The organism is Streptomyces sp. NPDC002156, assembly GCF_053593675.1.
This window is the reverse complement of record NZ_JBSFDA010000003.1, coordinates 84,633-106,269: the sequence shown is the minus strand read 5'-3', so window position 1 is coordinate 106,269 and position 21,637 is coordinate 84,633. Positions and strand designations below refer to the sequence as shown.

Annotated in this window: 17 protein-coding genes; 14 read left to right on the top strand and 3 right to left on the bottom strand. The window is 70.8% G+C overall.

Annotated features, from left to right (window positions below; genetic code table 11):
• Positions 1–33 precede the first annotated feature (33 nt).
• Together ACWCRB_RS02770 and ACWCRB_RS02765 are read right to left on the bottom strand one after the other, a co-directional pair.
• Positions 34–2,244, bottom strand: coding sequence for a hypothetical protein (locus ACWCRB_RS02770; RefSeq protein WP_450994280.1), 2,211 nt, complete (start codon positions 2,242–2,244; stop codon positions 34–36).
• Positions 2,245–2,507: 263 nt separating this feature from the next.
• The gene (locus ACWCRB_RS02765; RefSeq protein WP_450994279.1) at positions 2,508–5,891 is read right to left on the bottom strand and encodes a S8 family serine peptidase; all 3,384 of its coding nucleotides are present in this window, start codon (positions 5,889–5,891) and stop codon (positions 2,508–2,510) included.
• Between the two features lie 342 nt (positions 5,892–6,233).
• Here ACWCRB_RS02765 and ACWCRB_RS02760 point away from each other — a divergent pair, with 342 nt between their 5' ends.
• From ACWCRB_RS02760 to ACWCRB_RS02750, 3 genes are all read left to right on the top strand, one after another.
• On the top strand, positions 6,234–6,356 hold the full coding sequence (locus ACWCRB_RS02760; RefSeq protein WP_268828177.1) for a hypothetical protein: 123 nt from the start codon (positions 6,234–6,236) through the stop codon (positions 6,354–6,356).
• A 104-nt stretch (positions 6,357–6,460) separates the two neighbouring features.
• A complete protein-coding gene (locus ACWCRB_RS02755) occupies positions 6,461–7,642 on the top strand; it encodes an NAD(P)/FAD-dependent oxidoreductase (RefSeq protein ID WP_450994278.1) in 1,182 nt (393 codons plus the stop codon).
• 56 nt (positions 7,643–7,698) lie between these two features.
• Positions 7,699–8,625 (top strand): RNA polymerase sigma-70 factor, encoded by a 927-nt coding sequence (locus ACWCRB_RS02750; RefSeq protein WP_450994277.1) that lies wholly within the window; start codon positions 7,699–7,701, stop codon positions 8,623–8,625.
• A gap of 102 nt (positions 8,626–8,727) precedes the next feature.
• Here ACWCRB_RS02750 and ACWCRB_RS02745 read toward each other — a convergent pair whose 3' ends face one another.
• Positions 8,728–10,050: an MFS transporter gene (locus ACWCRB_RS02745; RefSeq protein WP_450994276.1), complete on the bottom strand. Its 1,323-nt coding sequence runs from the start codon at positions 10,048–10,050 to the stop codon at positions 8,728–8,730.
• A 244-nt stretch (positions 10,051–10,294) separates the two neighbouring features.
• Here ACWCRB_RS02745 and ACWCRB_RS02740 point away from each other — a divergent pair, with 244 nt between their 5' ends.
• The 11 genes from ACWCRB_RS02740 to ACWCRB_RS02690 all read left to right on the top strand — a co-directional run bounded on the left by ACWCRB_RS02740 (position 10,295) and on the right by ACWCRB_RS02690 (position 21,634).
• A complete protein-coding gene (locus tag ACWCRB_RS02740) occupies positions 10,295–11,113 on the top strand; it encodes a 2-amino-3,7-dideoxy-D-threo-hept-6-ulosonate synthase (protein WP_450994275.1) in 819 nt (272 codons plus the stop codon).
• Positions 11,110–12,312: a 3-dehydroquinate synthase II family protein gene (locus tag ACWCRB_RS02735; RefSeq protein ID WP_450994274.1), complete on the top strand. Its 1,203-nt coding sequence runs from the start codon at positions 11,110–11,112 to the stop codon at positions 12,310–12,312. Before ACWCRB_RS02740 ends, ACWCRB_RS02735 begins: the two co-directional genes overlap by 4 nt.
• Positions 12,313–12,318: 6 nt before the next feature.
• Entirely contained in the window at positions 12,319–13,722 is a 1,404-nt protein-coding gene (locus tag ACWCRB_RS02730) for a class I adenylate-forming enzyme family protein (RefSeq protein WP_450994273.1), read from the top strand.
• 112 nt (positions 13,723–13,834) lie between these two features.
• Positions 13,835–14,110 (top strand): acyl carrier protein, encoded by a 276-nt coding sequence (locus tag ACWCRB_RS02725; protein ID WP_450994272.1) that lies wholly within the window; start codon positions 13,835–13,837, stop codon positions 14,108–14,110.
• Complete coding sequence (locus ACWCRB_RS02720) at positions 14,107–14,397, top strand: acyl carrier protein (protein WP_369030183.1); 291 nt, start codon at positions 14,107–14,109, stop codon at positions 14,395–14,397. The genes ACWCRB_RS02725 and ACWCRB_RS02720 overlap by 4 nt, the downstream gene beginning before the upstream one ends.
• The gene (locus tag ACWCRB_RS02715) at positions 14,387–15,691 is read left to right on the top strand and encodes a beta-ketoacyl-[acyl-carrier-protein] synthase family protein (protein WP_450994271.1); all 1,305 of its coding nucleotides are present in this window, start codon (positions 14,387–14,389) and stop codon (positions 15,689–15,691) included. Before ACWCRB_RS02720 ends, ACWCRB_RS02715 begins: the two co-directional genes overlap by 11 nt.
• Positions 15,688–16,443: a hypothetical protein gene (locus tag ACWCRB_RS02710; protein ID WP_450994270.1), complete on the top strand. Its 756-nt coding sequence runs from the start codon at positions 15,688–15,690 to the stop codon at positions 16,441–16,443. The genes ACWCRB_RS02715 and ACWCRB_RS02710 overlap by 4 nt, the downstream gene beginning before the upstream one ends.
• Positions 16,430–18,139: an AMP-binding protein gene (locus ACWCRB_RS02705; protein ID WP_450994269.1), complete on the top strand. Its 1,710-nt coding sequence runs from the start codon at positions 16,430–16,432 to the stop codon at positions 18,137–18,139. Before ACWCRB_RS02710 ends, ACWCRB_RS02705 begins: the two co-directional genes overlap by 14 nt.
• The gene (locus ACWCRB_RS02700; protein ID WP_450994268.1) at positions 18,136–18,717 is read left to right on the top strand and encodes a hypothetical protein; all 582 of its coding nucleotides are present in this window, start codon (positions 18,136–18,138) and stop codon (positions 18,715–18,717) included. Before ACWCRB_RS02705 ends, ACWCRB_RS02700 begins: the two co-directional genes overlap by 4 nt.
• A gap of 5 nt (positions 18,718–18,722) precedes the next feature.
• Positions 18,723–19,655 (top strand): NAD-dependent epimerase/dehydratase family protein, encoded by a 933-nt coding sequence (locus ACWCRB_RS02695; protein ID WP_450994267.1) that lies wholly within the window; start codon positions 18,723–18,725, stop codon positions 19,653–19,655.
• Positions 19,652–21,634 carry an FAD/NAD(P)-binding protein gene (locus tag ACWCRB_RS02690; protein WP_450994266.1) on the top strand — a complete coding sequence of 661 codons (1,983 nt, stop codon included), beginning with the start codon at positions 19,652–19,654 and terminating at the stop codon, positions 21,632–21,634. The genes ACWCRB_RS02695 and ACWCRB_RS02690 overlap by 4 nt, the downstream gene beginning before the upstream one ends.
• The last annotated feature ends 3 nt before the right edge of the window (positions 21,635–21,637 follow it).

Sequence of the window (21,637 nt, the reverse complement as noted above, 5' to 3'; positions counted from 1 at the left end):
CGCGGACTCCCTTCCCTCTCAGACTACTTGTGGCTACTTCTGGGCGGGCGCGGCGGCGGCCGGGCCGGTCTGCCGCGGGAGGTTCTGTGTCGCGTTGGCCCCCGCGCCGATCGCCTGGTTGCCGACGATGCTCGTGCCGCCCTGTTGGATGACGCCCTGGTTGAGGATGGTCTGCTGCTGGGCGCGGAAGTCGGTGGTGTCGTAGCCGCGCGCGTCGAGGAACTCCCGGATCGCGGCGAGGGTGTGGCGTTGCACCGCCGAGGTGACCCGGTCGGCGTCCACGACCTGGAAGTAGTTCTGGTAGACGGGGCTCGTCGCGATCTCCCGCATGCTCATCCGGGCGCCGTAGTCGAAGACCGGGTCCTGCTCCATGGCGGTCAGTTCGTCCGCCATCCGCTGGGTGCGCCGGGTCTCGAACCGGGCCTGGCGCAGCGCTCGGGAGGGTGCGTCGAAGAACGCCGGGCCGGTGCGGTGCAGGGCCTCCGCCAGCAGTCCGCGCTGCCGCTCGGGGGTGAGCGGGTCACGCAGCCGGTCCACGACGTGGTAGACGGCGCCCACCGGACCGAGCACATGGTTGCCGCAGTGCAGGTGCAACGTCTTGCCCTCGGTCGAGAAGTGCAGCAGCACGCTCGGCACCACGTCGCCGCCCCACAGCGGCACATGGACCGCCAGATGGTGGCGGACCGTGCCCGTCGGACGCAGCATGATCTCCTCGACCGCCTCGGCCGGCAGCCGCGTGGCCGGTGTCAGGCCGGCGCTCGTCATGAACCGTTCGTCGTCGCCGATGGTCGTGCCGTCCACGAAGACCCGGTCCTCGATAGTGAGGGAACCGAGGGATTCGGGGGACGCCGGGGGCTTCGGCGCGGTGTCGGCGATGCCGTCGGCGCCGTCGCGCGCGGCGACCGTGCGGAGGTGTTCGCGTACGTGGGCGACGAGTTCGACGACGGTGAAGGCAACCGGACCACCGGGGCGCGGGCGCTTGTCGACCGGGTCGTCGGCGGGCAGGAGCGGCACGGCGACCGACCAGGTGGAGGCGGGCGGCGCGTAGCCGACGAACGGTGAGAACCCGCTGTACACGGTGACGTTGCCGTCCCGTGCCTCCTTGACGACCGCCATCCGGTCGACGATCCACTGCTTCAGCGGCAGGGCCGGCAGCCGGCGCCGGGCGAACGCCGTACGGGTCATGGTGGTGCGCAGCAGCAGGTCGATGCCGAGGTCGTGCCGTACGACCGTCACGTATGCGAACACGACCGCGCCGACGGACGCGAGCACGGCCGGCACCCCGGCCAGGTAGGCGCCGAGCAGCCAGGCCATGAACCCGGACACGGGCAGGGACGCGATGGCGGCGGCGAGGGGGAAGGCGAAGGGCACCGCCACCGCCGCGGTGACGACCGTGCTCGCCAACGCCCTGTTGCCGGGCTGGTGTTGGCCCCGAGTGGCGTGGCTGGGCCGGGAGCGGCCCACGCTCGCGGTGAACGAGAGGAACACCGCGCTGAACAGCAGCCACAGCGGCGCGAGCACCGCCACGACCGCGAAGGCGCCCGCCAGCCGCAGATCGCGGCGACGGCGGATCTCCTGTGCCGCCAGGCAGTGGTGGGCCACCGCCACCAGGTCGACACCGGGCGAGGGCGCGACGGCACTGGCCTCGTCCGCGAGCACCCCGTCCACCACCCGGTCGGCGAACTCCTCGTCGACGTAGGCCGCGGCGCACAGATACCGGGTGACATCACCCGGCATGCTCCCGACCGGCATGTGCGCCTGCGGGGTCGTCATGGCGACACCTCCCTTTCTCAGGCGGAACGGCGCCCCGGTGGCACCGGCCGACCCTGTGATCCGTACACGTGGCGGTCCGGCGGTCAGAAGGGCGAGCAGGACACCGGCCAGCAGGCCGAAGGCGAGGGGGGCGTGCAGGAGTTCGGTCCGCAGTCCGGCGGAGGGCAGTTCCAGGCCGTCGACGAAGGTGTCGAGCATCCACCAGCGCAGCAGGGCCACGGCTTCCGACACCAGCACGGCCGCGACGAGACAGCGGCTCCAGCCGGACAGCCCCCGGGTCCGGGACCGCGACATCACGCGGGCGAGCGCCATGAGCAGCAGGACGACGCTGAGGTCCTGCACGACCAGCATGGACGTGCCGAGGTAGTCGATGTACGCGTCGGGCGAGAGGTCCCACCTGGGGACGAACGCTCCCTCGACCAGCCAGCGGGTGATCTCGCCGTCGTAGTGGTCGAGGTAGAGGTCCTCCACGCGGTCCTGCCCCCAGGGGCTGCCAACGAGGAGAAGGAGGGCGCACAACAGGGTGACGCGCCCACGCAAGGAGGATCGGGGCAGGAACGACCGGGGCAAGGACGATCGAGGTAAGGGTGATCTGAGCCGGGACACACTCCATCGAGGCGTCAACACCTGGCGTTCCCCCTGTCGCCGGTCCCCCGCGGCCCCCCGGCCGCACCCTATGGCTGTCCCCGTTCGGGGCGGTTTCGACACCGCCCCGAACGAGAGTTCTGTGACAGTTACAGGGTTGTGAGGTAGGCGCGCTCGATCGTCTGGACCAGGGTGTTGCCGGCCCGGTCGGTCAGCTTGGCGCGCAGCGAGACGGAGCCGGCCGTGGCCGGGTGGGTCAGCGCCAGGTGCGTACCGACGGCCTTGGCGTGTTGCCAGGTGGCGCCGTCGTCGTACGAGACCTCGAAGGCGAGCTTGGCGGGCCGCTGGCCGGCTGCCGCGCCCTCGACGGTGAAGGGCACCGAGAACCGCTGCCCCGCCTTCGCCGTGCTGGACAGGCTCAGGTCGGGCGAGAAGCGGACCACCGACAGCGGCAGCCCGGTGTTCTCGTCCTCGGCGGTGGTGGCGGAGCGGAAGGTCCACTCCGTCCGGACGCGGGTGCTGACCGGGTACACCGCCGGATCACGTGAGGCGTCCACGATCAGCTTGTACGCGCTGTCCTTGGCAGGAACCGTGTACTCGGTGAGGTCGATCGGCGAGTAGCCGTAGTCGTCGGGTATCTCCTTGCCGTCCGCCTGGAGCGAGCTCGTCACCGAGGTGTAGTCGCTGAGGCCCCAGTGGCCGGAGCCGTCGCCGAACTGCGGCAGGAAGGCCCTGATGGTGTTCCCGTACCGCACGATGCCGGGCAGTCCCCGCTCCGGTCCGAGGTCGCCCGCGGCGGGCAGGACCGGGCCGAAGACGCCGACGTTGAACCGCTCGGTGTAGCTCCGTCCGGCCTCCCAGGTTCGCGGCATCCGCATCAGGAAGGTCTCGGAGTGCCTGTCGCGGTCCTCGCCGAACATCTGCCACATACGGAAGGACCACTTGACCTCGTTGTCGAGGACGTAGTCGGTGGTGCGTATCGGCAGGTCGCCCCGCAGGTCATTGGCGCCGAAGATCAGGTCGCCGTCGGGTGTGTGCGGCGTCACCTCGATCTGGACGCCCCTGCCGCCGACGGGGACGCCCGCCTGGAGGTCCACCTTGGCGAGCTGGTTCTGCTCGACGGTGGCGGCGAAGCCGTCCAGCTTGCCGGTGCGGTTCCAGGCCAGGTGGTAGGTGACGGGCCGGCCCTCGTCGTCCTCGCGGGTCCAGTCACCGGCGTACACGGCGAACGTGCCGTCGGCGGTCGGCTCGGGTCCGAGCTGTCCGAACGTGGTGCCCTCGAAGGTCGGCAGGAGGTACTCCATGGTGGCCGCGCCCAGGTCACCGCCCCGGTCGTAGCTGAAGAGGACCGAGGCCTCAGTGTTCTCGGCCGCCGCGTCGGGCACGGTGACCTTCACCGGCCGCGCCTGCCGGGCGTCGATGGTGACGGTGGTGTCCTTGTCCAGGGTCATCATCGGCTGGACCAGGATGGCGTGCTCGGCGGATTCGTAGGAGGGATGGATCACCCCGTTCAGCGTGTAGACGCCCTTGGGCACCCGTACGGTCAGCTCGCCGTCCTGCTCGTCGGCGAGGTCGGCGTAGAAGTCGCTGTGGATGGCGCTGATCGAGGTGGCGGCGTCGCCGATCGGCTCGCCGTTCTCGTCGAGGTGCTTGATCGTCAGGTCGTACGACTCGACCTCGCGCTCCACACCGACAGCGGTCCGCACCTGGACCTTCCCGTCGGCGGAGACGGCCTGCACCGAGCCGCCGAACGAGCCGTCGGTGGTGCCCGCGCGGGTGTCGGCGGTGACGGAGGCGCTCGCCTCGCCGCCCGCCGGGACGGTGAGCTGCTTCGGTGAGACCTCGAACATGCCCTCGGCGGCGGGCTTGCCGTCCACCGAGAGGGCGTCGACCGACAGGTCCAGGGTGACCGGCTCCGTACCGAGGTTGCGGTACGTCACCTCCTTGGTCGCCGGAGCGTCGTCGCCGTGCGGCCACTGCTGGAGACCGAAGTCGAGCGGCTGCTGCTCGGTGACGACGCCCTGCTCCAGCGCCCGGACCAGGTCCGTACGGCCGGTGCCCTGCTGGAAGGAGGTGTACGCGCCCGGCTTGGCCGAACCGGTGAGGACCGCCTTGATGCGCTCGCCGGTCCAGTCGGGGTGCTGCTGGGCGAGGATCGCGGCGGCGCCCGCGACATGCGGGGTCGCCATGGAGGTGCCGTCGAGGGTGAGGTAGCCGGGTATGTCGGAGGGGTAGAACTCCTCCAGCTTGCTGCCGGCGGCAGCGGCGGCCGTGATGGCGGCACCGGGTGCGGTCAGGTCGGGCTTGACCCCGCCGTCCCCGACGCGCGGGCCACGGCTGGAGAAGTCGGCGAGCGCGTCGGCCTTGTCGACGGCACCCACGGTGAGCGCGGCGTCCGCGCTGCCCGGCGAACCTACGGTGCTCTCGCCGAACTCGCCCTCGTTGCCGGCCGCGATGACGAAGAGCGAGTCGGACTCGGCGGAGAGCCGGTTGACCGCCTCCTCCATCGGGTCGATGCCCGGCATGTCCGTACCGCCGAGGCTGAGGTTGACGACGTCGGCGCCCTGCGCCACCGCCCACTCCATGCCCGCGATGATCCCGGAGTCGAAGCCGCCCCCGTCGTCGTCGAGAACCTTGCCGTTGAGGATCTTCGCGCCCGGGGCGACACCCTTGTACTTGCCGCCGTCCTTCGCGCCCGTACCGGCCGTGATGGACGCCACGTGCGTGCCGTGGCCGAACTTGTCGGCGGGGCCGGACTCGGAACCGGTGAAGTCCTGCTCGGCGATCACCTGGTCGGAGAGGTCGGCGTGGGCCTTGTCCACGCCGGTGTCCAGCACGGCGACCTTGGTGCCGGTGCCGTCGAACCCGGCGGCCCAGGCGGTCGGCGCGCCGATCTGCGGGACGCTCTTGTCGAGGCTGGCCTTGCGCCGCCCGTCCAGCCACACCTTCTCGACGGCGGTGGGGGCGGTGAACTCCGCCGTTCCCTCCGTCTGGTCACCGGCGACGGCGTTCCAGAACTCGGTGGCGCGCTTCTTCGCCGGACGCATCGCCTTGCCGTTGACCACCGGAAGCGCCCGGCCGATCTTCGCCCCGGCTCCCGTGAACGGGGACATCGAGGGCGCCTTCTTGCCCTTGAACGTGACGATCAGCGGTACGTCGGTACGGCCCGCGTCGTCGTACCCGTCGGCGACCAGCTGGGTCACGTCGAACAGCCGGGCGTCCAACTTGCCCTGCGCCAGCAGCAGTTCGGCGTCACCGGGCACCACCCGGGTGTGTCCGTCGACCTCCCGGACGGAGAACGGCACCCGCTCCCGGCCCTCCGCGCGCACCACGCCGGTGACCTTTCCGGCACCGTCCACCATGACCTGGTCACCGGTGACGAGGGTGACTGTCTTCACGGCCTCGGCCGAACCGGCCGCCTTGCCGGCACCCGCCTCCGCCGTACTGACCGTACTGGCGCCGCCGGCGTCCTGGGCTTCCGCACCCGGCACACCGGCCAGCAGAAGGGCCGTGGAGGCGACCCCCGCCGCCACGACCGCACGCCTTGGTCTTGCGCGTAACTCCACCTGTACTCCTGACACTTCGGAATCGGAAGGCTTCGGAAGGAAGCCGTCCCGCGAACGCCGGACGACTCGCGCCTAGAGACGGACGGGGGTGGTGCCGGGTTGGAAAAAGATCCGACGTGTTTCTGACGAGAGATCAGTCTTCCGTCCGCCGTGGAACCCCCGCCTCCACCGTTCGGCCAGTACAGAGGGGGTTTTGGTCCGTGGGTTCCGGCCGTTCGGCCGAGGCGGCGGTGCCCTCCGAGGCAGCAGATTGGGCTGCCGGGACCCGGGCAGATGCGCGGGGTGACACGAGCCGCGAGGGAGTAGGACATGACGAAGGCACCACTGCACGGGCCGCGGACGAACCGGCACCTGGCGTGGGTCACGGCGCTGGCCGTGGCCGCGTTGATCGCCACCCAGTGGCTCGCCTCGGCGGGCCTCCCCGCCCACTGACCTGCGCCGCGTGCGATGTGGGCCAGGTCTCATCCGTGGGTTGTTACGCCGGAGGAGGCTGCGGTGTCTCCATGCCGACGGGGCGACAGCACTAGGGAGACATCATGGACAAGAACGTCGAGGTGGTCGTGGTCGGCGGAGGGTACGGAGGTGTGACGGCCGCCAACCGTCTGGCTCGGCGCGACGGCGTGTCGGTGACCCTGGTCAATCCGCGGCCCGAGTTCGTCTCGCGGATCCGGCTGCACCAGCTCGTGACCGGCTCCGACGACGCGGTCGAGGGCTTCGGCGAGGTGCTGGGCGGGAACGTCCGGCTGGTGGTCGACAGCGCGACCCGGATCGACGCCGCCGAGCGCCGGGTGTCGCTGGCGGGCGGTGACCCGCTCTCGTACGACTACCTCGTCTACGCGGTGGGCAGCGGCGCCGCCGATCCCGGTGTGCCCGGAGCGGCGGAGTTCGCCCACTGGGTGTCCGACCTCGAGGGCGCCGAACGACTCCGGTCGGCGCTCGACGCGGCACCCGCGTCGGCTTCGGTGACCGTGGTCGGGGCCGGTCCGACCGGCCTGGAGACCGCCGCCGAGCTGGCGGAGACGGGCCGCAAGGTCACCCTGGTCTGCGGCAGCGTGCTCGGCCCCTCCCTGCACGCCCGGGTCCGCCGCCCGGTCGCCCGCCGGCTCGCCCGGCTGGGGGTGACCGTCCTCGAAGGCCCCGGCGCACAGGTGACGGAGGTGACGGGCGAGGGCGTACGGCTGGGCGACGGCCGCGAGGTGCCCGGCGCGGTGACGATCTGGACGGCGGGCTTCCGGGTTCCGGACCTGGCCGCCCGCAGCGGGCTGCGCACCGACTCCGCGGGCCGGCTGCTCACCGACACGACGCTGACCAGCGTGGACGACGAGCGCATCGTCGCCGCCGGGGACGCGGGGGTGATGCCGGACCACCCGTTCCGGATGAGCTGCCAGGCCGCCGTACAGCTGGGCCCGGCCGCCGCCGACACGATCCTGCGCCGGATCGCGGGGAAGACGCCCGCTCCCGTCCGGATGTTCTTCGCCGGGCAGTGCCTCAGCCTCGGCCGGAAGGAGGGCGTCACCCAGTTCTCGTACCCGAACGACAAGGTGAACGCACTCAGCATCAGCGGGCGGACCGGTGCCGGCGTCAAGGAGATCGCCTGCCGGTTCACCCTCAACAAGCTGGTGTCCGGGGCACGCAAGGCAAGTTCGCGCCCGGCCCGCGTGTCCCCCGGCGACACCACCGGCCGCACGACACCGTCCGACGCCCGGCCCGCGGCCTAGGGTCTGGCTGTCCGTCCGGCATGGGGGACCGACCGCGAGAGAGGTAAGCGCACGACATGGACGACCACGTCACCGACCCTGTCCCCGACCCCGGCCCGGTCATCGACCCCGCGACCGAGGCCTTCGTCGCCCACCGGGACCTGTTGTTCACCGTCGCCTACGAGATGCTCGGCTCGGCGGCGGACGCCGAGGACGTCCTCCAGGAGGCCTGGCTGCGCTGGGCCGAGGTCGACCTGGCCGGGGTGCACGACCCGCGCGCGTACCTGGTGCGGATCACGACCCGCCAGGCGCTCAACCGGCTGCGCACCCTGAAACGGCGCAAGGAGTCCTACGTCGGACCCTGGCTGCCCGAGCCGCTGCTCACCGCGCCGGACGTGGCCGAGGACGTCGTGCTGTCCGAGAGCCTGTCGCTCGCCCTGATGTTCGTCCTCGAAACCCTCTCGCCGACCGAGCGCGCCGTCTTCGTCCTGCACGAGGTCTTCGACTTCGGCTACGAGGACATCGCGGCCGTGATCGGCAAGTCCCCCTCCGCGACCCGTCAGATGGCCTACCGCGCCCGCAAGCACGTCGACGCCCGCCGACCGCGCACACCCGTCTCCCCGGAGGAGACCCGGGCGGCGCTGGACTCGTTCCAGCGGGCGCTCGCGACCGGGGACCTCCAGGGGCTGCTCGACGTGCTCGCCCCGGACGTCGTCTTCGTCAGCGACGGCGGCGGGCTCAGGATGGCGGCCCTGAAGCCGGTCGTCGGCGTCGACAAGGTGCTCCGCTACATGGCGGGCAGCGCGGGCAAGGCCGGCGGCACTCTCACCGGTGAGCCCACGACGGTCAACGGCAACCCCGGGCTCGTCCTGCGCGTGGACGGCGTGATCGACGGCGTACTGGCCGTCCGGATGGAGGACGACCGGGTCACGGGTCTCTACTACGTCCGCAACCCCGAGAAGCTCACCCGCGTCGAGTCCGAGACCTCCCTCACCTCCCGCTGAGCCGAGAGCTGAGCCGACAGGGGACAAAGGACAGGAGAAAAGGAGGAAAGGAGGAAAGGGGCCAGGAGCCCGGGACTTCTGACTCCTGGCCCCCTGTCGGCCTCAGGCGTCGAACTCGTGCTCCCGGGTCTCCGGCAGCGCCAGCAGGCACAGGAGGCTCACCAGGCAGAGGCCACCCGTGTAGAAGCCGAGGACCAGCGGGGATTCCCAGTGGCTGTTCAGCCAGGTGGCGACCGACGGGGCGAAGCCGCCGCCGAAGGTGTTGGCCAGGATGAACGCGGCGGAGGCGCCGGTGTAGCGCATCCGGGCCGGGAACAGTTCCGGGAGGAAGGCCGCCACCGGGGAGAACATCAGCGCGAGGAACATCAGGCCGACCGTGTAGGCGCCGGTGATCACCAGCCCGTTGCGTGAGCTGAGCGAGGCGTACATGGGTATCGCCCACACCACGCTGCCGACGGCCCCGGCCAGCATCAGCGGGCGGCGGCCGATCGGGTCGGACAGCCTGGCCACCGGGAGGGTGATCGCGATTCCGGCCGCCGCGCCGATGCTCGCCGCCGTCAGCATCGTGTTCCGGGGGATGCCGAGTTGCTGTGGGCCGTAGGAGAGGCTGTAGACGATCGTCAGGTAGTAGACGGCCGAGCCGCCGATCGCCGCGCCGGTGCCGAGCAGCAGCCGGCCGGGGTACTGCTTGACGAGCGTGCCCAGCGGGAAGCGGGGCGCCGACTCAGGCTGGGGCGTGTGTGTCCTGGCCTTGAAGACCGGGGACTCGGACACCGTCGCCCGCACCCACAGGCCGACCACGACGAGCACGGTGCTGAGCAGGAACGGGATGCGCCAGGCCCAGTCGGTGAAGCCCTCCATGCCCACGATGTTCATGGTGGGCAGGATGACCGCGGTGGAGAGCAGGAAGCCGAGCGAGGGGCCGATGTTCGGGATCGACGCGTACAGCGCGCGGCGGCCCGGCGGCGCGTGTTCGGCGGCGAGCAGCACCGCCCCGCCCCACTCGCCGCCCATGCTGACGCCCTGGAGCAGACGGAGTGTCACCAGCAGTACGGGGGCGAGGAGTCCGGCGGTCTCGTACGTGGGCAGCAGACCCACGCCGACCGTGGCCACGCCCATCAGCAGCAGGGAGACGACCAGGGCCTGTCTTCGCCCGAGCCGGTCACCGATCGTGCCGAACAGGACGACGCCGAGGGGGCGGGAGAGGAACGCCGCGGAGAAGGTGAGGAACGCGGCCAGGGACGAGAGGGTCGCGTTGCCGGAGGGGAAGAAGGCGGGGCCGAGGACGAGTGCGGAGGCGGTGCCGTACACGGCGAAGTCGTAGTACTCGATCGTCGTGCCGACGAGACTCGCGACGGCGACTTTCGGCGCCTCGGTCTTTTCCGACCGTTGTGGGGAAACGGTCATTGTCGGTAATTCAGGCATGGGGGGTCACTTCCAGGTCCTGAGGTGGTCCTGATTGGGGAGGGGAGTCACCCTAATCATCGATATTAAATTTCGACAAGAAACACTTCCTGTCAATTGGCTGTCAATATTCATGCCGCCAGCCGTATAAAAATTTACCGACGGTTACACCTTGCCAACCAGCAGTCACACGAGAATGCTCGTGTCCGCATAACTTGAAAGTTCTACAACCATCGATTTTCGGACACGGAGAATCACAATTCCCATGCTGAAAACGGGCAAGCAATTACGCTTGAGAAGACTTTCGCTCGCGGGTGACGACCGCCATCTGCTCATACCTCTCGACCACAGCGTTTCGGACGGTCCAATCGTCCCCGCCGACAAATGGGACGACCTGCTGCGGGCCCTGGTGGCCGGCGGCGCCGACGGGATCATCGTCCACAAGGGACGCGCCCGCTCCTTCTCCCCGGACATCCTGAGGAGCTGCGCGCTCGTGGTGCATCTGAGCGCCAGCACCGCCTGCTCCGCCGACGTCCACGCCAAGGTGCTGGTCGCCGACGTCGAGGAGGCGCTGACACTCGGCGCGGACGCGGTCAGCGTCCATGTGAACATCGGCTCGGACACCGAGGCCCAGCAACTGGCCGACCTGGGGGCGGTGGCCCGGTCCTGCGACGCGTGGGGCATGCCGCTCATCGCGATGGTGTATCCGCGCGGCCCCCGGATCGAGGACCCGCGCGACCCGGCCCTTCTCTCCCACCTGGCCAACGTCGCCGCCGACCTGGGCGCGGACATGGTGAAGACCTCCGTCGCCCTGCCGATCGAGCGGATGGCCGAGGTGGTGGCCAACAGTCCGATCCCCGTCCTCGCGGCCGGCGGCCCCCCGGACGGCACCGACCTCGTCGAGTACGGCACCGCCGTGATGGCGACCGGCTGCCGGGGGCTGGCCATCGGGCGCCGGATCTTCTCCTCCCCCGCGCCCGCCGCACTGGTGTCCCGGCTGTCGGCGGTCGTGCACGGCAACGACGGACTCCCTGGTGACATGCGCATGACTAATTACTCGACGATCGTGGCAGGAGTGGCATGAGGTTCGCATGGATCGACCTGCGTGAGGTTCCCCGTCCGCAGCTCCAGGCGGTGGTGGACGCGGCAATCCACGCCCGGATGGCGGGAGTTGTCGCCTCCGACGCGGAGTTGCTCGGGACCTTGCCGCCGACTGTCACGCGGGTGCTGGTTCCAGGGGGGCCTGCGACTGCGGCGGTGAAGAAGCTCGGCGACAAGGAGCCGAAGGAGGCGAAGGCCGGGGACAAGGAGGCCAAGTCCCCGTCCGGGGGCGGTACTTCGCCGTCCGGCTCCGGAATCGACGTGCTCCTGCGGAAGTTCTCCACCCAGGACGAGCTGGACGCCCTCGCCTCCGATCACCGCGCCTCCACTGACAAGCAGGTCTCCGGCTTCATCGACGTACGGGACGACCGCACCCTCCAACTGTCCTGCGCGGGCGCCATGGTGCTGCCGTACACGGTCATCCACTTCGCCGATCCGACCAAGATCCCGCTGGAGATCGTGCTCGCGGCGGCCGAGTCCGCCGAGGGCAAGCTGGTGACGGTCGTCGACGGTCTGGAGGAGGCGGCGATCGTCTTCGACGTGCTGGAGCGCGGCTCGGACGGCATCCTCTTCACGCCCCGCAGCGCCGACGAAGTGTTCGCGCTGGCCCGGCTGTTGGAGGCGACGACGCCCCAACTGGAGCTGTCCACGCTGACCGTGGAGAGCATCCGGCACGTCGGACTCGGTGACCGGGTCTGTGTCGACACCTGCTCGCACTTCGAGGAGGACGAGGGCATCCTCGTCGGCTCCTACTCCTCCGGGTTCGTGCTGTGCTGCAGCGAGACACACCCGCTTCCGTACATGCCGACCAGGCCGTTCCGGGTCAACGCCGGTGCCCTGCACTCGTACACGCTCGGCCCTGACAACCGTACGAACTACCTCAGCGAGGTCGGCTCGGGCAGCGCGCTGCTCGCCGTCGGCGCCGACGGGCGTACCCGGCGGGTCGTCGTCGGGCGGGCGAAGCTCGAATCCCGGCCGCTGCTGGAGATCCGTACCCATGCCGAGGACGGCCGGCTGGTCAGTCTGACCGTGCAGGACGACTGGCATGTACGGGTGCTCGGCCCGGGCGGGAAGGTCCTCAACGTCACCGAGCTGCAGACCGGGGACGAGTTGCTCGGCTATCTGGCCGCCGACAAACGCCATGTGGGGCTGCCCATCGGCGAGTTCTGCAAGGAGGTCTGAGGTTCGATGGGCGAACTCGAAGACAAGGGCTCGGGATCGGACCTGACCGATCTCGTGCGGCGGCTGTTCGACGCGCACGACGACCGGCTGCCGTATCTGACGCACCAACAGGAGACGGTCACCCGAGGCGAGTTACGCGAGCGGGTGAGCAAACAGGCCGCCGTCTTCGCCGGGTACGGCATCGGGCCGGGCTCCACCGTGGGGCTGCGGACTCCGCCCAGTTTCACGCAGATCGAGGTACTGCTCGCCCTGTGGCGGCTCGGCGCGCAGGTGCTGCTCTTCGACTTCCGGCTCAAGCCGCCGGAGGTAGCCGCGCTGTGCGGCTCCTGCCGGCCGCAGTTCATGGTCAGCGCCGGGTCCAACGTCCGGGCCACGTTCGGTTTCCGGTCCGAGTACGAGGTGCTCACCGAGCGGCGCCGAACCGGGCTCCCGGCCACCACAGGGCACCGGCTCGTCCAGTTCAGCTCCGGCTCCACCGGGCGGCCGAAAGTCATCGGCAGGACGGCCCGTTCGCTCGCCACCGAGGTGGACCGGTTCGCCGGGGTCCCGGGTATGCCGGTCAAGGGCGACCGGCTGCTGCTGCTCAGTTCGACCGCGCACAGCTTCGGTCTGATCGGCGGTCTGCTGTACTCGCTCGCCGCCGGCGTCTCCGTCGTCTTCGCGCCCCGCGTCTCCGCCCGCGACATCCTGCGGACCGCGCGCGAACACCGGATCACCGCCGTGTTCGGCGTCCCCACGCACTACGAACTCCTCGCCGCCGCCACCGATCCCGGCGCCCTCCCCGACCTGCGGGTCGCGGTGTCGGGCGGCGAGATCATGCCCCCGCAGGTCGCGGCGGAGTTCGCGCGGCGGTACGGCGTGGGGGTGGGTGAGGCGTACGGCACCACGGAGACCGGCATCGTCGCCATCGACGTCGGTGGCACGCTGCGGCCGTCCGTCGGGCGGGCGGCGCCGGGTGTGGTGGTGCGTGTCGAACGGGGCGAACTCGACGTCGCCCTCGACGAGTCGCCATACCTCTTCGACTCGGGCGGTACGCAGTACGCCGACGGTTGGCTGCACACCCGGGACCGGGCCGAGGTCGACGTGACCGGCGCGGTGTTCGTGCGGGGGCGGGCCGACTCCCTCGTCGTCATCGGCGGGCTCAAGGTGGATCTCACCGAGGTGGAGAACGTACTCCGCGAACATCCTGCCGTTGAGCAGGCGGTGCTGGTTCACGAGGGCGTGACCGAGGCGTATGTCGCGCTGCGCGCGGGTTTCGAACGGCCTTCCGCCGAGGAGTTGGTGCGGTGGTGTCGGGAGCGGGTGGCTGATTTCAAGGTGCCTCGGGTTGTGCGGGTGTTGGATTCGCTGCCTCGTACTTCCAACGGGAAGTTGGTGCGGCAGGCCGCCCTGTTGCGTGGGTCCGGGTAAGGCGCTTCCGCAGGTTGTCTGGTATCTGCCGGCCCGTTGTGGCTTGTCGCGCAGTTCCTCGCGCCCCTAAAAACGGGGCGCTTTACTACCCCCTTCTCTGGAGAAGTTGATCATGAGTACGTCTACCTTGGAAGACGAGATCCGCGAGTTTGTTCTGGGCGCGGTCATTGACGACATGAACATCCTGATGAGCCGCGACGGCATCACGGACGACAGTCCGGTGACCGTCGGTGGGCTGGATGTCGACTCCCTGAGCCTGATCGAACTCACCCTGCGGCTGGAGTCGCGGTTCGGGGTCGAGATCCCGGACACCGACATCGAACCCCTGGCCACCCTGACCCTCGGCGGGCTCGTCGCCGAGGTCGTCCGACGCGGTGCGAAGGCATGAGTACGAGTACGGGGGCCGCCGGTACCGGCACCGACATCACCATCGACTCCGTACGGGAGTTGCTGTCCGACCGGAAGGTGTTCCCCGGGCTGCCCGACGATCTCGGCGAGGACGCCGAACTCGTCCTGGATTCCCTGGGGTTGGTGTGGCTGCTCCATGTGGTGGAGGAGCGGTACGGGCTGGTCGTCGAGCCCAGCGACGAGGAGATCGCCGGGCTCACGTCGCTCCGGCGGCTCACTGGATACCTGCGGGGCGCCCAGGAAGGGGGCGTTCGGGGTGAGTCGTGAAGTGGCGGTCACCGGGTATGGCGTCCGGACCGCGTTCGGTGAGGGTGCGGATGCCTTGCGGCGCGGGGTGTTCGCGGGGGTGCCGGCGTTTCGGCCCACTACGCGGTTCGATACCGGGCCGTACCGTACGGCGTTCGCGGCAGCCGAGCCCGACGGTGTCGGCGCGGTGGAGGGGTGGGCGTTGCGGCATGCGCTCGGGCGGTGTGGAGACGATGCCCTGAGCATGGCCGGGCTCGGGGTGGGGGCCGAGGCTGCGGTACTGCTTGGGGTTGCCGGGGATCATCGGAGTGTTACCCGGTATTGGCGGGGGGCCGGGGATTCTGGGGCGCGCGATGGGTCGTATGTCGCGCGCGGGTCCGTTGTGGCTGGTCGCGCCCACGCGGCGGAGCCGCAAATGTCACAGCCCCGCGCCCCTGTCGGGGCGCTGCACGCGGCGGAATTGGACAGAAGCCGCGCGGACACCGCCTCCCACCTCGCCGACGCCGTGCCTGCTCGGCTCGCCGAGTTGCTCGCGAGCCACCTCGGTCTGAACGGCCCCCGGCTCACCTTCACCAATGCCTGTGTCGCCTCCGCTGCCGCCCTTATTCATGGGTGTCGGCTGATCTCGTCCGGGCGGGTCGATGTCGCTGTCTGTGCGGGTGGGTATCTCGTCGAGGAGGAGACCTTCGGGAAGTTCGACTCCGGGCGGGCGCTGTCGCGGGACGGGATGGTACGTCCGTTCAGTGCCGAGCGGAGTGGGCTGCTGCTCGGCGACGGTGTCGCGGCCGTCGTGCTGGAGTCCGCCGAGCACGCCCGGCGGCGCGGGGCCCGGCCGCTCGCGTCCGTCGTCGGGTGGGGCGCCGCCACCGACGCCCACCACATCGCCCAGCCCCACCCGGAGGGTGCCGGCCTCGCGCGCGCCGCGCGGCAGGCGTTGCGGCTGGCCGGGGATCCGGACGGGGCGTCCCTCGACTACATCAACGCCCATGGCACCGGCACCAAGTACAACGACGGCGCCGAGACGCGCGGTCTGCGTGCCGCCTTCGGGAAGCGCGCCGAGTCGATACCGGTCAGCTCGACCAAGAGCACCACCGGCCACCTCCTGGAGGCCGCGGGCGTCGTGGAGTTCGTGATCACGATGCTCGCCCTGCTGGACGGCGTACTCCCGCCGACCGCCGGATACGGCACCCCCGACCCGGAGTGCGACCTCGACTACGTACCGAACAAGCCCCGCCCCGCCGATCCTCGCCGCGCCCTCACCATCAACGCCGCCTTCGGGGGCGCCAACACCGCACTCGTCCTGGAGCGGCCATGACGACCACGACCGACTCCGCGGTCCTGCCCGCCTCCCCCTCCCTTTCCGTCCTCGCCGCCGCCATCGCCACCCACGGCACCGGTCGGGACGACGACATCGCGCTGCCGAAACTGCCGGGCTTCGTGGAGTCGGCGTTCAGTCCGCTGGCTTACGAGGTCGCCGCAAGGTGCCTGACCGCCTGCCCCGGGGACGGGGACCGTACCGCCGTGGCGCTGGTCAGCCTGGCGGGTGACACCACCACCGCCGATCTGGCCAGCTCGCGCATGGTGTCCGGGCGGGTCCACAACCCGCTGCTGTTCATGCAGGCCACCGCCAACTCCGTGCTGGGGCACATGAGTCGGGAGTTCGGGATCACCGGCCAGATGTTCAGCCTCTCCACCCTCGCCGACCCACTGACCGAACTCCTCTCCATGGCCGACCTGTTGCTGGAGGACCCGGAGCTGGAGCGGGTTCTGGTGCTCGGTGTGGAGCTGGGGGGCGGCGAGCGCGTGGCCGCCGTGCACCGTGAACTGGCCGCCGAGTACGCCGAGTACAGCGGGCGTCCGGTGCTGCCGGCCCTTCCCGCCTCCGCGGGCCTGGCGGCGGCCGTGCTGCTCGGGCGGCCCGGAGACAGCGGGGCGTCGCAGGTTCCGGTCCGGCCCACCACAACGACGACCGGCCAACTCGGCAGCATCCAGACCCTGTTCGAGCTGGCCGCCATCCACACCGAGACAACCGAGACAAGAGAGCCCCATACCCATGCTCATCAGTAGGCAGGAGCGGGCCCGGATCTGCTCCGACACCGAACTGGGCGCCGGTAACGTCCTGGCGCGGCTCGCGGCGTACGAGCGTCCGCTCGACGAGGTCGTCCTGCGCATGGACGGCAACTGGCGGGCCCCCGACGGGAGTTGTCCCACTCAGCTCACCCTCGGGGAGTTGTGCGAGGTCGTCGAGACATACGCCGGCTGGTACGCCGCCCAGGGTGTCCGCCCCCGTGACCCCGTCGCCCTCCACTCCTACTCCAGCGCCGAGTTCGCGGTGAACTTCCTCGCGCTGACGTCCCTCGGCGCGATCCCGTCGTTCGTCAACGGCAACCTGCCGCCGGACATCGCGCGGGAGTACGTACGACGGCAGGGCGCCGTGGGTGCCTTCACTGACCGGGAGCATCACGACGTGCTGGCGTCGGCATCCGGATCGGCCTCGGGCCTCGGCTTCCGTGGGACCGCCGCCGACATCCGCCCCGAGCACCGCGCCTCGCTCCCGCCCGCCTACCCCTACCGGCACGACCCCACCGACCCGGTGCTCATCTCGCACTCGTCCGGAACCACCGGTATGCCCAAGGGAGTTCCGCACACCCACCGCACGCTGATGTACGCGCAGTTGCACCGCCTCCGCTACTCCACCGGCACCGACATGGAACGCACCCTGGTCGGACTCCCGGGCGCGCACAACGCGATGGTGGCGACGCTGCTGTACTGCCTGCTCCTGCGCACCGACATCAAACTCCTCTCCAGCCAGCGCGGCACCAAAGTCCTGGACGCCATCGAGGAGTTCAGGCCCACCACCGTGCTGGCCTTCGCCGGGACCTTCGGCGAGATGGCCGCCGAGGATCTGACGGACCGTGATCTGTCCAGCGTGCAGGTGTGGTTCAACACCGGGGACGCGGCGCACGAGGCGCACATCCGGGCCCTCGTACGGCACGGCAGCCACCAGACCATCGGCAAGGACCTGCGGCGGGTACGGGTCGACGGCTCTGTCTTCGTCGACGGGCTCGGCTCCTCCGAGGCCGGCTACTCCGTCTTCCACAACCGGCACACCAAGGACACCTCGGCCTACTCGCGCTGCGTCGGCAGGCCGATCAGCTTCGCGGAGGCCGCCGTACTCGCCGAGGACGGCACCCCGCTGCCGCCCGGCGAGATCGGCCGCCTCGGCCTCAAGTCCCCGACGCTCACGCCCGGTTACTGGAACGACTCGCTGACCTGGAACCGTATGCGCCTCGGCGGCTACTGGCTCACCGGCGACCTCGCCCACCAGGACGAGGACGGCAACTTCTACCACCTCGACCGCGCCCCGGACGCCATCCGCACCCGCGCCGGCGTCGTCTTCAGCACCCGCACCGAAGAACTCCTGCTCCGCGAACTGCCCGAGCTGGCCGACTGCACGGTCGTCGGGGTCGCCGAGGACGGCGTACGGGCGGACTGGGACGGCGACGGAGTGGCGGACGCGTACGCGCTGCTCCAGCTCTCCAATGAAGATGACGGTGCAGATGAAGAGCGCCTCGGCGACGGGGAGTTGACCGAGCGCGTGAACATGGCCCTCAAAGCCGCCGGCTTCCCCCCGATGACCCGCGCCCTGCGCATGAAGCCCGACGATGTCGCCAAGGGCGCCACCGGCAAGGTCCTCAAGCGGGTCATGCGCGACCGCTTCACCACCTCCTTTGCCGCCCCCGCCGCCGAGGAGCGCCGATGAACGCGGGCACCGAAGGCGTCAACCACCGTGCCCGGGCCGGTGAGGCGTACCGGCTCTGGTGGCAGCACGACGCCAACTGGTACCAGGCGGTGGCGAGTCGGTTCGGGCAGGACGCCGCGAACGAGCTGAACGCCGAGGCGCTGCGCAAGGTCGCGACGCACGTCGGACAGCGCGTCGGCCGTCTCGCCGGCCCGCTGCCCGACACCGGCGACACCCGCAAGGACCTGGAGGAACTCCGCCGCCGGTACGACGACTGCGGCGACCGCATGTTCCCGCCGGAACTGCGCAACGCCTCCACGGAAGTCGAGGAGGACAACGGGGACGACGGGCTGATCGTCCTCACGCTGCGCCGGAACTTCGCGATCACCATGGTGCGGATGGCAGGTTCGCTGGACGGCTACCGCTGCCCGTGCACCGACATCCACGCGGGCTGGTCCGAGGGACTCGGCGTCACCCTGACCGAGAACCGCGCCGAGACCTGTCTGCGCGACGGCGACAAGGCGTGCCGCCTGCTGATGCGCGTACGCACCCCCCTCACTCACGCACATCCCGCCCCTCACGACGGTACGGAGGACTGAGCACCGTGCGGATACTTGTCGCCGGAGCCACTGGCGTGGTCGGACATCCGCTGGTGGGCGCGTTACGGGCGCGCGGCCACCAAGTCAGCGCGCTGGTACGGGAGGAGTCCCGGGCCCGCGCCCCCGAGGCGGACGCGCTCGTGGTCGCCGACGCCCTCGACCGGGACGCGCTCCTGGCCGCCATGGAGGGCGTACGCCCCGACGTCGTCGTTCATCAGCTGTCGGCGCTACGGCTGTTGCGCGACGACCCGCCCGAAGCCTTCGCGCGGACCGCCCGGTTGCGCACCAAGGGCACCGCCAACCTGATCGCGGCGGCCCGCGCGGCCGGCGCCCGGCGGCTGGTCGCACAGAGCATCGCCTTCGCCGCCGCACCGACCGGGGAGGCGGTCGTCGACGAGAGCGCGCCGCTGTACGTGGATGCCCCGGACCCGGGCTGGGCGGCCACCGTACGGGCCGTAGCCGACCTGGAGTCCCAAGTTCTCGACAGCTCCCCGGAGTTGAGCGGGCTGGTGCTGCGGTACGGGACGCTGTACGGCCCCGGCACCGCGTACGCCCGTACCGGCGGCGGGACGGCTGAGCGAGTGCTGGCGGGGAAGTTGCCGCTGCCCGAGGGCGGGGCCGGCATCACCTCGTTCCTGCATGTGGAGGACGCCGTGGGGGCGGCGGTGGCGGCCGTGGAGTCCTCGGGGGCCACCGGGGCCCTCCACATCACCGACGACGAACCGGCCCCCGCCGCCCAGTGGTTGCCCCACTATGCCGACGCGCTGGGCGCCCCTCCCCCTCGTACGATTCCGGCGGCGATGGCACCCCGGCTGCTCGGCTGGTTCATGGCCCACCAGTTGACCTCGGCGTCCGGGGCGTCAAATGCCCTGGCTCGTACGGCACTTGGCTGGAAGCCGGTGCGGCCGAGCTGGCGCGACGGGCTGGGCCAGGAATGACCGAACCCGCGCCCAGTCCGGGTGAGGTTCTCACCGTGTGTGTGATCGGCGCCGGTCCGCGCGGGCTCTCGGTCCTGGAACGGCTCTGCGCCAACGCGGGCCAGGCCGGCCGCCCGGTCGTGGTCCACCTCGTCGACCCGTACCCGCCTGGGCCGGGCGCGGTGTGGCGCACCGACCAGCCGCCCGAGCTGCTGATGAACACGGTCGCCTCCCAGGTCACCCTGTTCACCGACGACAGCGTGCCGTGCGCGGGCCCGTCGATACCGGGCCCGAGCCTGTACGAGTGGGCGCGCGCCCTGGGACCCGGGTCGTACCCGGCCCGGGTCCTGGCGGAGGCACGGCAACTGGGACCGGACACGTATCCGACCCGCGCCTTCCACGGCCACTACCTGGAGTGGGTCTTCCGGCACCTGTTACGCACGGCTCCCGACCGGGTCACGGTCCACACGCACCGCTCGACCGCCGTCGCCCTGGCCGACACCCCGGACGGACGCCAGACGGTGACCCTGGCGGACGGCGGCCGACTGGCCGGGATGGACTCGGTCGTACTGGCCCTGGGGCATGGTGAGTTGACCCCGGGCGGGGAGGAACGCCGGCTGCGCTCCTTCGCCGCCGGGCACACCGGTCTGGCCTACGTCGGTCCCGCCAACCCTGCCGACGCCGATCTGAGCGGTATCCAGCCGGGCGCCCCGGTCGCCCTGCGCGGGCTCGGGCTGAACTTCTTCGACCAGCTGGCGCTGCTCACCGAAGGCCGGGGCGGCACCTTCAAACAGGGCGACCGGGGTGCGGGTCTCGTCTACATCCCGAGCGGCAACGAGCCTGTGCTGTACGCCGGTTCGCGGCGCGGGGTGCCGTACCACGCGCGCGGCGAGAACGAGAAGGGCGCGCTCGGCCGCCACCACCCGCGCTTCCTCACCCCGGAGGTCATCGCCGGACTTCGGCGGCGCCCGGTCGGCTTCCGCGCGGACATCTGGCCGCTGATCGACCGCGAGGTTCGGACCGTCTACTACGAGGCGTGGATCCGTGCCGCCCAAGGACCCTGGGCGGCAGCGGAGTTCGTACGGTCCTGCTTCGCAGGGCGCGATCCCGAGCCGGTCCTCCTCGACCGGTACGACGTACCGCCGGACGAGCGCTGGGACTGGCGGCGCGTTGAACGCCCGTACGGGGAACGGCATTTCACCTCCCGCGCCGACTTCCGGGAGTGGCTGCTCGGGTATCTGCGCCGGGATGTCGTCGCCGCCCGTCTCGGCAATGTGAACGGCCCGCTGAAGGCGGCGCTGGACGCGCTCCGGGATCTGCGCAACGAGGTCCGGCTGGTGGTCGACCACGGCGGGGTCTCCGGTGCGTCGTACCGGACCGAACTGGACGGCTGGTACACGCCGTTGAACGCGTTCACGTCGATCGGCCCGCCCGCGTTCCGGATCGAGCAGCTGATCGCGCTGATCGAGGCGGAGGTGGTGCAGGTGGTGGGGCCGGGGATGCGGGTGCGGATGGCGGGCGACGGGGGTCAAGGAGGGGGTGTCCGTGAGGCCGGTTTCCTCGTGGACGCGGAGGGGGTGTCGGAGGCACCGGTACTGGTGAGGGCTCTCGTCGAGGCGCGGCTGCCCGACATCGACGTGCGGCGCAGCGCCGATCCGCTGGTGCGGGGGCTGCTGGCGGAGGGCGAATGCGTCCCGTACCGACCGGGTGGCCGTAAGTCGAACGAGGCGTACGAGTCGGGCGGGATGGCGGTGACCGACGGCGCTCCCCGGCTGCTGGACGCGTCGGGGCGTCCGCATCCGCGCCGGTTCGCCTTCGGGGTGCCGACGGAGGGGGTGCGCTGGGTGACGGCGGTCGGCATCAGACCTGGCGTGGGCTCGGTGACGCTGGAGGACTCGGACGCGATCGCGCGGGCGGTGCTGGGGCTGGCGGAGCCGGAAGTGCCGTCGCACACATCCGAATTGATGATCGGTCAGACATCAGGTGCAGGGAGTCGGTGAGCC